Below are 13,440 nucleotides of genomic sequence, written 5' to 3'. Positions count from 1 at the left end.
TGATTTCGCGGCGGTCTGATTGACTGCACTCGGTGAAAATGTGGGAGGGGGCTTGCTCCCGATGGAGGTGTGTCAGCCTCGGATATGTTCACTGACACTCCCTCATGGGACATGGGTATCTACACAACTCACGCAGCCACCATCAGTAACCACGATGCGAAGCGAGCCGCTCTTGATCTTGATCTGCTTTTGATCTCAGGCGCCCCGTCAAACCACGCTGGCCGGAATTCGACAGGGATTTGGGGGGTAAACCGGCAGGGATGCCGGTTTAGCCGCCCCGCGCCATGGATGGCGCGTGGCGGCGGCCCCCCAAATCCATGTCGGATTACGGGCACACCGAGCCTAAGCGAGGTGCCGAGTGGTGGGGCAAGAGCGTTTGGTTACTTTGCGCTTTTCAAAGTGACCCGCTGTAAAAGCGGAACCAATAGTGGCCATTACCTAAATAATGGATATGTACTCGGTCTGATCCAACATCCTGGTCAACTGTCAGGTGGCCATCGGGAGCAAGCCCCCTCCCACATTTAGATCGTGGGGCATCAGTTAGTTGTCAGGTCGCCAGCCGGAGCAAGCTCCCCCCACATTGCACTCAGTGATTGCCTCAGAACTGATAGCTATACCCCACCCCCGCCGAACGCCCGCGCCCGGGCATCCCGGTCAGCACCGTGTCGGTGGAGTACGCGCCATACAGGTCATACCGCGCATCCAGCAGGTTATCGCCCCACAAATAAACTTCCGAGCCACCGCTCTCCACTCCCAGGTGCAAGTCCAACTTGGCGTAACCCTTGAGGTCATAGTGGTTCTGCGGATCAGCCGGGCGGTTTTTCTGCACGCGGTAGTTGAGCAAGGTGTTCAAGCGCGGCGCCGGCAACCCCAGCAGTTCACCCAGGGGTTTGTTCCAGGCCACGCTGAAATTGCCACTCCACAACGGCACATCCGGTACACGGCTGCCCTTGGCCACATCACCGCCGGAAACCCCCGGCGCGTCCGAGGTGACCACGGCGTTGGTGTAGCTGATGGCACTGCCCAGGGTCAGCTCATCGGTGACGTGCCAGGTGCTCGACAACTCAGCGCCTTTGCTGCGGGTGTCAGCATTCACGGCGCTGACTGCCATGCTTTTGAAGTCGTACCCCAACAGGTGGTCATCCTGCACACGGGTAATGAACAACGCGCCTTCCAGGCTCAACGCACCGCCTTGACTTTCATGCTTGAAACCGACTTCGGCGGAGTTCACCTTGGCCGCCTTGTAGGGCTCGCTGTCCTTGACCGAGGTGGCGTAATCGTTGAATCCGGCCGACTTGTAGCCCCGCGACAATACCGCATACAGATTGGTCTGCGGCGTCCACGCGTAGCTCAGGGCTACGCGCCCGGTGTTGTAGTCGTCCTGCAAGCGACGGCTGTCGCTGACCAGGTTGCCGCCACTGCTGTAGTCGGCGCCGTAGGTCTTGCGATCCCAGGTGTGACGCAGGCCGGTGGTGAGTTTCCAGTCCTCGGCAATCGGGAAGGTTACTTCGCCGTAGGCGGCATAGCTGTTGGTGGTGAAATCGCGCATTTGCCGGGCGCCGTTGGTGAAGTTGGTGGAATCGAAGCTGCGCTCGGAACGGGACAGGTTCACCCCGCTCACCCAGAACACCTCGGCATCCGCCAGCGAGCCCAGGCGCAGGTCCTGGCTCCAGACCCGCTCATGGGCCGCGTCTTCGACCAGGTACTCGAAGGGTTGGCCGTACAACGCCTGGGTGATGTTGCGATCATAGCCCTTGATCGCCTTGAAGTCGGTGCTGGTGTAGGCGCTGATCGAGGTGATCCGGGCCTGGGCCAGGTCGTGGTTGAGCTCGAAGGAATAACGCTCGTTGGTCTTCTTGTTGCCATCGAAAGTGCCGGGGGTGTAGTCGAGGCTGGGACGATTGCCGAATGGCCGCAGGATCTCCGAGCCGGCATAGTGATCGGCGCGCTGGCGCTCGACGGTCAGCAGGCCGGTAGTGTCTTCGTCGTTGTCCCACAGCAGGCTGCCGCGCAGGGCCAGGTCACGTGGCTTGGTCAGGGGGTCACCGTCCTGTTGGTCGTCGACCCAGTTATCAAAGCCGCTGCGCCGCACCGCAATACGCCCGGCCAGGGACTCGGTCAGCGGCCCGCCCACTGCACCTTCGGTCATGAACTGGCCCTGGTTGCCCGCTTCGCCGCGCACATACCCTTCCAGCTCGCGGGTGGGCTTGCGGGTGGTGACGTTGATCGCCCCCGCTTCGCTGTTACGCCCGAACAGCGTGCCTTGGGGGCCCTTGAGCACTTCCACTTGCTGCACGTCGAGGGTGGCCATGGCCGCGTTGCGCACTGACATCGGCACCCCGTCCACATTCAGCACCACCGAGCCGTCGTCCATGCTCATCTGGTTCAGCGAGCCGACCCCACGAATACGCACGTTGGCATCGTTGGCGCCGCCCCAGGAGTTCACATCCACCCCCGGCGTGGTGCGCAAGGCATCTTCCAGGGTGCGCAGGCGGCGGGTCTCCAGGGTTTGCCCATCGAGCACCGAAAGGCCGAACGGAATGTCCTTGGCACTCTCCTGATTCAACCGCGCACTCACCGTCACCGGTGCCAGCTCGATGGTCTCGGCACTGGCGGCCGGTTGATGGTCAGCGGCAAAGGCTGCACACATCTGGCTGGACAAGGTCAGCGCCATGGCTTGGGTCAATACGTTGGCCCGCCAACCGAGAGGACGACGCAGCGGCTGGATAGACAGTTCAGATGTCATGGCAAAGCTCCAAAAGACAGGGATGGTTCAACTTCATTGCACAGGCCCCCAGCGCTTGAGCGCGGCGGCAATCGCAGGATCAGAGGGCGCGCCCAGCAGGCCCTGGATCGCGGTTGGCCATCCCTCGCCGTGACGGACGTCGGCGGTCATCGCCGTGAGTTGTGTGGGGGTTTGCGCGGCGACCCAGTCGAGGCTGACCAGCGTGGCATAGCTGGCGGCCCAGCCTTGTTCGCGGGCATCGGCCAGGGTGCCGACGGGTTCACCGTCATTGCCCAGGGCGCGGGTCAGGTCGTCGGCCATCAGCTTGACCAGCGTGGCCCGGGCGTCAGCGCCATCGGCATCCTCCACACACAGCAGGCCCAGCGCCCCCGCCACACCCTGGCTCAGCCACAGGTAACCGGGGGCCTGGCGCAGGTCGCTGGCGTCGGTCAACATGCGGCGGGCGAGCAGTTCGGCAATATGGGCGCGGCGTGTCCAGCGCCCGACGCCTGCTGGCGCGACGTCCCAATTGGGCGACTGGCTGAGCAGCAGATGGCCGTGGCTCAAGCGGCTGGCACCCATGCCGGCCGGCCACTGGGTCAGGTGTTCGACGTTGGGCCGGCTGCCCAGGCGTCGCGCCACACAGGCGCTCATCAGGTCCAGGTCTTCCTGCACTTCACGGGCGGTGTGCTCACGGCTGCCATCCTTGCGAACCGGCGTGGTGTAGGCGAAGTCCAGTGGGCCCAGGCTGCTGCCGATCAAGGCCTGGCCATCGACCTCAAGCTGCCATTGCCAGTGTCCGGCCGGTGCGACCGCATCCACCGCCACCTCAGCCCCCCTTGGCAACCGGGGCACCTCGACTGGCAAGCCAGCTTCGCTGCGCTGGGCCTGCGCACGCAACAGTCGCTCGCTGTCCAGCCCCAGGCGCGGCACCACGCGGCGCGCTTCCAGCCAAACACCCTGGGGCCCAAGCCAGAACGCTTCGCCTTCGGCAGGCCAGCCGTCAGCACTCAGCGTCCAGTTCAACACCACCTGGCAAGCACTCGCCGCGCAATCCTGCAAAGGCACACGCAGATGCGCGGTGGCTTGTTCAAACGCGACCGGTCGCCCCATCACGCTGACCGCCGTCATCTGCAGGCCCGACGGTAACTCAGCGTCCAGGTGGGCAGCGACTACCCCATCCAACGTCCACTGGCCCAAGACCTGCCGCGCCGCCGAATCAACCTGCACCTGCAACTGCCCACCGGCCACCTGCCAGGCGCTCGCCCCGGGCAGCCAGCGCTGTTCCCAGTCGGCACGTTCGGCACGTTGCTCGGCGACGGACTGGTAATCGCCCTGCTCCACCAGATGCCGCTGCAACAGCACGCCGCTGCCGAGCAGGCCGACGATGCCCAAAGCCAGCAACGCACCGGGCAAGCCGAGCAAACCGCGGCGCACATCGCCCAACCGACGACGCTCCGGCCCACGGGGCAAGGCCAGTGCCGCCACCGCAAGCAACACCAGGCAACCGGCGAGTTTCCAGCTGGCCAAGGTGGCCAGAAACCCCAGCCATGGCGCCCAGCCTGTCAGCAACGACACCCCCACATGCGCAGGGATCGCCATGGCATAGGGCGGGTAACTCACCAGCCCCAACTCATGGTTGAGCACCAGGAAAAACGTCAGCAGCATCGAAGTGGCGTAAGCCAGCCCGGAGCGGCGAACCAGCGCATGCACCAGCACCGTGAGCATCGCCAGCTCCACCAGCGGCGGCGCGAATACCAGCGCCTGATAGACCAGCACAAAACCCGGCGCCAGGCTGTCGGGCGCGGCAATAGCACTGATCAGCAAGCTGGCCAGGCCCGGCACCAACGCCAGGGCCAGTGTCGCCATCAACACACAAGCCACCCGCCCCAACAGGCGCAGCCACGCCGGGGCCGGGGTCGCCTGCAACATGGCGCCAAAGCCTTCGACGTCATCACGCCGGCACACCAGTCCGACCAGGGCCGCGACGATAAAGGCGATCACCAGGAACAACGCGCTCGACAGCAACGGCAGGGTCAGATCCGCCCGAGGCACCATCGGCCCACGGGCATGCCACACCCCGTGGACAAAACCACTGAGCACGCCCATCACCAACAGTAATCCGAGGGCCACCCACCCGATGCGCCGGGCAAACAGCTGGCGTACCTGCCAACGCGCCTCGCACCACAGGGCTCGCGGCCACTGGCTGCGCACCAGGGGGCCAGGCAAGGTCACGCCGCTCGCCAGCAGCATCGGCGGCTCGGCCAACACGGCGCCGCTACGCCTGCCCATCAAGCCCTGGCGCGTGGTACGGGCCAATACGGCGGCCAGCAACAGCAGCGGCACTGCGCACCACAACACACGGTTAAGCCAGAAACCCGGGGTCAGGGCCAGCAGCGATTGGGACTTTTGCGCGGCGCTCCAAGTCTCCACCTGGGCCTGGGCAAAGGTGAACAATGACGGGTCCAGGCTGGCGGCCAGCAGCGGGTTGATATGCCCGCCCTTGAGCACCACCACGGCAAACATCCACAACAGCATCAACACCGTCGCCAACCCGAACGGCGCCGCCAGGCCACGGCTGCGCAGCGCCAGCAGGTAATACAACGCACCGATGCCGGTGCTGACCGGCAACAGTAAGGCGACCCAGGCAAACCCCAGGGCCGACCACATCGGCGCACCGATACTGGCGGCCGGCACCCAGCCGAGCCAGCCCAGCACCGGGCTGACCAGGAAGCCGACGATCAGCGAACTGGCGAGCAAGCCGCCCACCAGCGCCGCGCCGATAAAACGTCCCCACAGCAGCGCGGGCAGCGACAGCGGTAAAGCCAGCAACACCTCTTCCAACTGCGCCTTGCGGTCGCGCAAGGCCGGTTGCGCGAACACCCAGGCCCAGGCGAAAAACAGAAAGAACATGCACCCGCAGGACATCAGGTAGATCAGGCTCGGCGCGTTGCGCGCAATGTCGCTGGCACCCATTTTCTGCACGTAGTCGGCATTGGCCAGGGACATCAGCAAATAGCCGGTCAGGCCCAGGAACACCAGTAACGGAATACCGCTGCGCAGCCCGGCGCGGACTTCCACCCAGGCCTCGCGTATCAACAGAGCAAAGGTATTCATGCCTGGAGCGCCTCACCGGCCTGGGCCAGCGCCAGGTAATAGATATCTTCCAGGCGCGGCGCGTGAGGGGTGAAGCGCGGGTCGGCCGGGCGTTCGCCGTGCACGATCACGCGACTGCCAGCGGGGCTGGCGGCCACATGCAAGGCGGCTGGCAGTGGCTCGCCACGACCGAACGACGCCTCCCACAAACGGCCCTGCTCGGCGCCGAGCAAATCCGCCGGGCGGCCTTCGACAATAATCCGCCCACCGGCCAGTACCGCCAGGCGGCTGCACAGGTTCTCGACGTCTTCGACGATATGGGTCGACAGCAACACGATGGACTCGGCCGCCACATCCGCCAGCACCCGGTGAAAGCGGTTGCGCTCGGCCGGGTCAAGGCCCGCGGTGGGCTCATCGACAATCAGCAAACGCGGTGAGCCGATCAGGGCCATGGCGATGCCGAAGCGGCGCAACATACCCCCCGAATACGTGGCGAGCGCCCGGTGCGCGGCGTCTTGCAGGTTGACCTTGGCCAGCAGGCCCTCCACTTCTTCACGACGCTGGCGGGTGTCGGTACGCCCCTTGAGCCAGGCAAACCGATCGAGCAGATCCCGCGCACTCACCCCCGGGTACGCCCCCAGTTGCTGTGGCAGGTAACCCAGGCGACGGCGCAGATGCTCGGCATCGGCCAACACATCCACGCCGTCCAGGTGAATGCTGCCGGCGTCCGGTTGCTGCAAGGTCGCCAGGGTGCGCATCAGGCTGCTCTTGCCTGCACCATTGGGGCCAAGCAAGCCATACATGCCCGGCCCTACGCTCAGGTCCACACCGCGCAGCGCCTCGACACCGTTGTTGTAGCGCTTGCACAAGCCGCGCACCTGTAAACCTGAATCGACTGACATCCACAACTCCATCAAGGACGAGCCCTGCAAAAGGGCGGCGAGCGACGGTAGTCAAGGCCGGCAACGCGGCTCTACCCGATTCAAGTCATTTTCCAACCGTATCCCGCTCAGTGACCGGCGTTATGTCCCGCCGCCGTCACGGCAGACCCCGCGTCTGGCAAACGGATACGGGGCAAAAACGATTCGATCCGGGTAGTCGCCACAATGAGAATGACTAGCATCTGCTTCCACACAATGACCTGCCCCCAGCGCCTGGGCCAACCCCGGTCCGGGCCCTAGTGATGAGAAGACGTTGAGCCATGGCCACTCCCAGCACCTCAACCGCAACCCTGCTGCGCCGTTCCCTGTCCGAAGCCCTGGGCCAGCCCGCCGAACAGATTCCCCTGGAGGCCAACCTGATTGAATGGGGGCTGGATTCAGTCACCCTGATCCGTCTCGCCGGCCAATGGCGGCGCCAGGGCCTGGCCGCGCGTTTCGCCGAGCTGGTAGCCGACCCACGCCTGTGCACGTGGCTGACGCTGCTTGATACCGCCCCCGTCGCTCCGGCCCCCGCCATTCACAGTGCGGACGACGGCCTGCCCTTCGAACTGGCGCCCATGCAACACGCCTACTGGATCGGCCGCGCCCCTGGCCAAGCGCTGGGCGGTGTGGCCGCGCACTTCTATAACGAATTCGACGGTCACAACGTTGATCCAAGCCGCCTGGACGCCGCTGTGCAGGCCTTGCTGGCCCGCCATCCGATGTTGCGGGCGCAGTTCCTCGACGATGGCCGCCAACAGATCCTGCCCCAGAGCCCATGGCCGGGGCTGAAGGTGCATGACCTGCGCCAGGCCGATGCCGAACAGCTGCAACAGCAACTGGAGGCCTTGCGCGCCGAGTTGTCCCATCGCCAGTTGGCGGTGGAACACGGCCAGGTGCTGGACATCCAGCTATCGCTGTTGCCCCAGGGCACGCGCCTGCACCTGAACCTCGACATGCTCGCCGCCGACGCCCTGAGCCTGCGCACCCTGCTCGGTGATCTGGTGCAGTTGTACCGCCAACAGCCCCTGCCCGCGCTGGACTACAGCTTCCCCCGCTACCTGGCCGACTTGCGCGAGGAGCAGGCCAGTCCTGAACACCGTGAGCGCCACCGCCAAGCTCGCGATTACTGGTTGCAGCGCCTGGACACATTGCCGGGTGCCCCACGCCTGCCGATCAAGCCCCAGGGCGATGAAGGCCAGGTGCGCCGCCGTCACCACTGGTTATCGCCGTCCCAGCGCCAGGCGTTTGAACGCCATGCCCGCGAGCACGCCCTCACCCCGGCCATGGCCCTGGCGGCGGTGTTTTGCGAGGCCTTGGGCGGCTGGTGCGAGGCGCCCGAACTGCTGCTCAACCTGCCGTTGTTCAACCGCATGCCGTTACATGCCGATGTCGAACGCCTGGTCGGTGACTTCACCTCTTCAATCCTGCTGGCCTGGGATGGCCGAGTGGCCGGCACCTTTGCCACCCGTGCCACAGCGTTGCAACGACGCTTGCATGGTGACGCGGCCCACAGCGCGTTCTCCGGGCTCGAGGTGTTGCGCGAACTGTCGCGCCATCGTGGTGAGCAAGTACTGGCGCCGGTGGTGTACACCAGCGCCCTGGGCCTGGGGGAGTTGTTCGCCGAGGGTGTGCAGGAGAGTTTCGGCCAGCCGGCGTGGATCATTTCCCAGGGCCCGCAGGTATGGCTGGACGCCCAGGTCACCGAACTGGACGGCGGCATCCTGGTCAACCTCGATGCCCGTGAAGGGCTGTTTGCCGAGGGTGTACTGGACGGGCTGTTCGACGCCTACACCGGCCTGTTGCAGCGCCTGTGCCATGACGCCGCGGCCTGGGATCAGCCGGTACCGGCGCTGATTCCCGCCAGTCAGCTTGATGTACGCAGCGCCGCCCAGGGCCAGCCCGCCGCACTGCCGGTCGAGCGCCTGCACGAAGGTTTCTTCACCCAAGCGCAATTGGCCCCGACCCTGCCGGCATTGCTGTACGGCAATCAGACCATCACCTATGGCGAGTTGGCCGAGCGAGCCTTGGGCGTCGCGGCCTATCTCGAAGGCCAAGGCGTGAAGCGCGGTGACGTGGTGGCCCTGCAACTGCCCAAAGGCCCCGGGCAGGTGATCGCGGTGCTGGGCATCCTGGCGTGCAGTGCCATCTACCTGCCCATCGGCGTCGACCAGCCTGCCGCACGTTGCCGCAAGATCTGCGAGGGCGCCGGTGCGCGCTTGCTGCTTACCCAGTTGCCGGACGCTGCTAGCCCTTTGCAAGCGCCCCGCCCCGGTGCAATCAGCGACCTGGCCTACATCCTTTACACGTCCGGCTCCACCGGTGAGCCCAAGGGCGTGGAAATCAGTCACCTGGCCGCCGCCAACACCCTGGAGGACCTGCAACGACGCTTGCAGCTCAACCGCGATGATCGGGTCCTAGCACTCTCGGCGCTGGAGTTCGACCTTTCGGTGTTCGACCTGTTTGCCCCGCTGGCCTGCGGTGCGGCGGTGATCCTGATCGAGCCCGACGCCCAGCGCGACGCGCCACGCTGGCGCGAACTGGCGGTGCAGCACCGCGCCAGCGTGCTCAATTGCGTGCCGGCGCTGCTCGACATGCTGCTCGGCTGCGCCGACGCGCCGCTGCCCTTGCGCGCCGTCTTGCTCGGCGGAGACAAGGTCGCGCCGCAGCTGGCGCCGCGCCTGTGGGCCCAAGCCCCCGGTTGCCGCTTCATGGCCCTGGGCGGTGCAACGGAAGCGGCGATTCACTCAACGCTGTTCGAAGTCGTGCCCGGCCAGGCGCTGCACTGGCATTGCCTGCCTTACGGCAAGCCACTGGATAACGTCAGCCTGCGCATCGTCGACCCGCACGGCCACGACTGCCCGGACTGGGTGGCCGGTGAACTGTGGATCGGCGGTGCCGGGGTGGCCGAGGGCTACCGGGGCGATGCGCTGCGCAGTGCCGAACGCTTTGTGCACTACCAGGGCCTGCGCTGGTACCGCACCGGCGACAGTGCGCGCTACCACCCCGACGGCACGGTGGAGTTCCTTGGGCGGACCGACTTCCAACTCAAGCTGCACGGCTACCGTATCGAAGCCGGTGAAGTGGAACACGCGCTGCTGGCCTGCCCCGGCGTCGAGCAGGCAGTGGCGCTGCTCGCCGGCCAGCATCTGGCGGCGGTGGTGCGCCTGGCGAATGGCCCAGCGCAACCTGCCAAACTGGCATTCCCGAGCCTGGCCGAGCATCTGCCGGCCTATATGCTTCCCAGCCTGATCCTGGGCTGCACGCAATGGCCCCTGACGACCAATGGCAAGGTGGATCGCAAGGTCCTCAACGGCTGGCTGGCGGAACACAGCGGCGCCGCCCCGGGCCAGCTGTCACCGCCCTGTGGCCCCATCGAACAACTGGTTGCCCACGCCTGGCAGCAGTTGCTCGGCTGTGGTGAAGTCTGTCGTGAGCACAGCTTCTTTGCCCTGGGCGGCGACTCGCTGAGCGCCACGCGCCTGGTGCGCCTGCTGGCCGAGCAAGGCCTGGGCGGCGCACGCATCGCCCGGGTGTTTGCCCAGCCGGTGCTGGCGCAGTTTTGCGAAGGCCTGCATCAACAGGCCCATATCGAGCCACCACGCACCCTGGTGCCGGACCTCGCCCAGCGCCATGCGCCCTTCCCCATTACCGAGGTGCAGCAGGCCTACTGGCTGGGCCGCGACCCAAGCCTGGTGCTCGGCGGTGTGAGTTGCCACTTCTACCGCGAATACGACGTCGAGGACCTCGACCTGCCACGCCTGCAACACGCACTCGGGCGCCTGATCGAGCGCCATGAAATGCTGCGCGCGGTGTTCGATCAAGCGGGCCAGGCGCGCATCCTGCCCCAGGTGCCCACCTTCGTGATCGGCCAAGGCTACGCCTGCATCGAGGACCTGCGCGAACACTGTGCCCATCGCGTGTTCGATCCTGCCCACTGGCCGCTGTTCGATGTGCAGGCAGTGACCCAGGGCCGGCATACGCGGCTGGCGATCAGCCTGGACAACCTGATCCTCGACGCCCTGAGCATCCTGCGCTTCTACGCCGAACTCGACGCGCTGTATCGCGAGCCGACGCTGGCCCTGGCGCCGCTGGAGTTGTCGTTTCGCGACTATCAGCTGCAGGCCGGTGTGGAACCTGGCGAACGGCTCGCCGCGCAAGGTTTCTGGCAGGCACGTTTGCCCCAACTGCCGCCACATCCGCAACTGCCCCTGGCGGCCGATCCTGCCAGCCTGGGCCGACCACGCTTTGAACGCCTGCAAGGGCAGGTCCAGGCGGGGGCGTGGCAAGCGATCCTGGCCAAGGCTCAACAGCATGGCCTGACCGCTTCGGCAGTGCTGCTCTGTGCGTTTGCCGAAACCCTGGGCCGCTGGAGTGCGCGCCCGGACCTGAGCCTGAACCTCACGCTGTTCGATCGCCGCCCGGTGCACCCGCAGATCGATCAGGTCATGGGCGATTTCACCTCCCTGACCCTGCTCGGTTATGTGCCCGTGGCGGGCGAACGCTGGCTCGACCGTGCACGGCGCACCCAGCAGCACCTGGGCGAAGCCCTGGAGCACCGCTGCATGGGTTCGGTCAGCCTGTTGCGCCAACTGGCGCGGGACAGCGGTGAACAACAGGTGAGCATGCCGGTGGTATTCACCAGCGCCCTGGGCGTGCCCGATGGCACCGCCGCGCCGGTAGACGGCCCGTTCGCCAGGCAGGTCTTCGGCCTGACCCAAACCCCGCAAGTGTGGCTCGACCATCAGGTGGTGGAAGCCGACGGCGGCATCGCCCTGAACTGGGACAGGGTGGTCGGCCTGTTCCCCGACGGCCTCGTCGAAGCGATGTTCGATGCCTACCTGGGCAGCCTCCACTGGCTCGCCGAGCAGCCCTGGGAAAACGCCCCGCCGGACCTGCTGCCGGTGGCCCAGGCCCAGCTGCGCGCCCGCTTGAATACCCCCGGCCCCGGCGTACCGGGTGACCCGACCTTACACCAGGGCTTCTTCCAACACGCGCAGCAAGCCCCGCAACGCCCGGCGTTGTTGTGGGGTGAGCATGGCCGCCTGAGTTATGGCGAACTGGCCGAGCGTGCGCTGCGCATCGCCCGCAGCCTGATGGACGCGGGCGTGACAGCCGGGGACCTGGTGGCAGTGTCCCTGGCCAAGGGACCACAACAGATCGCCAGTGTGCTGGGGGTGCTGGCAGCGGGCGCGGCCTACCTGCCAGTGGGTGTGGACCAACCACTACAGCGTTGCCAGCGCATCCTGCAACAGGCCGGCGTCAGCCTGATCCTCGCCGAACACGACCCGCAATTACCCGGGGTCAAGCACCTCATGCCGTCCGAGGCGCAAAGCGTCGAACCGCTGCACGCGCCGTTGCCCATGAGCGCCAACCAACTGGCCTACGTGATCTACACCTCAGGCTCCACCGGCCAGCCCAAGGGCGTGGAAATCACCCACCGCGCCGCGATGAACACCGTGGCCGAGATCAACCGCGGCTACGGCATCGACGCCTCGGACCGTGGCCTGGCGCTGTCGGCGCTGGACTTCGACCTGTCGGTGTATGACCTGTTCGGCCTGCTCTCGGTGGGCGGCGCCCTGGTGCTGATTGATGAAGACCAGCGCCGCGACGCCCGCGCCTGGCTCAAGGCCCTGCAACATCACGGCGTAAGCCTGTGGAACAGCGTGCCGGCGTTGCTCGACATGCTGCTCGAAGCCAACGCGGTGGAGCAGCAACCCCTGGCACTGAAGGTGGCGCTGCTGTCAGGCGACTGGATCGGCCTCGACCTGCCGCAACGCCTGCGACAACAGGCTCCGGACTGCCGCTTTATCGCCCTCGGTGGCGCGACCGAAGCGGCGATCTGGTCCAACTATTTCGAGGTACGGCAACCGCTGCCGGGCTGGCGTTCGATCCCCTATGGCGTGCCACTGGCGAACCAGGCTTACCGCGTGATGGATGCCCTTGGCCGCGACTGCCCGGACTGGGTCACGGGGGAGTTGTGGATCGGCGGCGCCGGCGTCGCCCGTGGCTACCGCCATGCGCCGCAATTGAATGCCGAGCGCTTCGTCGGCGGTTGGTACCGCACCGGCGACCTGGGCCGCTACCGCCCCGGCGGCTTGCTGGAATTCCTCGGCCGCGCCGACACCCAGGTGAAGCTGCGCGGTCATCGCATCGAGCTGGGCGAAGTCGAAGCGGCCCTGGCCGGTCACCCCTGCGTGAACCAGGCCGTGGCGTTGGTCGCGGACCAGCGCTTGCTCGCCGCCGTCACTGCCAGCACCTGCGCCGAGGTGCTGGTCTCGCATTTGGAGCAATGCCTGCCCGCCTATATGCGCCCGGAACAGATCCTGGTGCTCGATCGCCTGCCCCTGAGCAGCAACGGCAAGGTCGACCGCCGCGCCCTGCTCGCGCCGCTGGCCGCCGCGGCCCATTCACGCCCCGCGCTGGATGAAACGCCGTTGAGCACCACTGAACAGCTGGTCGCCGAGCTGTGGCAGCAGTTGCTCAACGTGCCCTGCGTGTCGCGCCACGACAACTTTTTCCGCCTCGGCGGCGACAGCCTGCTGGCCACGCGTTTTCTCGAAATGCTGCGCAGCCGTATCGGCGTGGAACTGCCCATGGGCCAATTGTTCGGCGCCGCCAGCCTGCTCGAAGTGGCGCAAACCCTCGAGCGCCAGCCCGCCCCGCACCCCGTTGAAGAGGGCGTCATCTGATGCCCGT

General features: G+C 66.3%; 4 protein-coding genes. 1 reads left to right on the top strand and 3 read right to left on the bottom strand.

Features of this window, described 5'->3' with window-relative positions:
* Positions 1-598 precede the first annotated feature (598 nt).
* The 3 genes from QYQ93_RS11845 to QYQ93_RS11835 are packed head-to-tail and all read right to left on the bottom strand — an operon-like array spanning position 599 to position 6,723.
* Entirely contained in the window at positions 599-2,746 is a 2,148-nt protein-coding gene (locus tag QYQ93_RS11845; protein WP_043050266.1) for a TonB-dependent receptor, read from the bottom strand.
* 33 nt (positions 2,747-2,779) lie between these two features.
* Positions 2,780-5,842 carry a hypothetical protein gene (locus tag QYQ93_RS11840; protein ID WP_338477007.1) on the bottom strand — a complete coding sequence of 1,021 codons (3,063 nt, stop codon included), beginning with the start codon at positions 5,840-5,842 and terminating at the stop codon, positions 2,780-2,782.
* The gene (locus QYQ93_RS11835; protein ID WP_338477006.1) at positions 5,839-6,723 is read right to left on the bottom strand and encodes an ABC transporter ATP-binding protein; all 885 of its coding nucleotides are present in this window, start codon (positions 6,721-6,723) and stop codon (positions 5,839-5,841) included. The genes QYQ93_RS11840 and QYQ93_RS11835 overlap by 4 nt, the downstream gene beginning before the upstream one ends.
* A gap of 299 nt (positions 6,724-7,022) precedes the next feature.
* On the opposite strand from QYQ93_RS11835, the gene QYQ93_RS11830 reads away from it, so the two are divergent.
* A complete protein-coding gene (locus tag QYQ93_RS11830) occupies positions 7,023-13,433 on the top strand; it encodes an amino acid adenylation domain-containing protein (RefSeq protein ID WP_338477005.1) in 6,411 nt (2,136 codons plus the stop codon).
* The last annotated feature ends 7 nt before the right edge of the window (positions 13,434-13,440 follow it).

Origin of the sequence: Pseudomonas khavaziana (assembly GCF_036704165.1) — a bacterium.
GTDB classification, from domain to species: Bacteria; Pseudomonadota; Gammaproteobacteria; order Pseudomonadales; family Pseudomonadaceae; genus Aquipseudomonas; species Aquipseudomonas khavaziana.
This window is presented reverse-complemented; position numbering and strand designations above follow the sequence as displayed.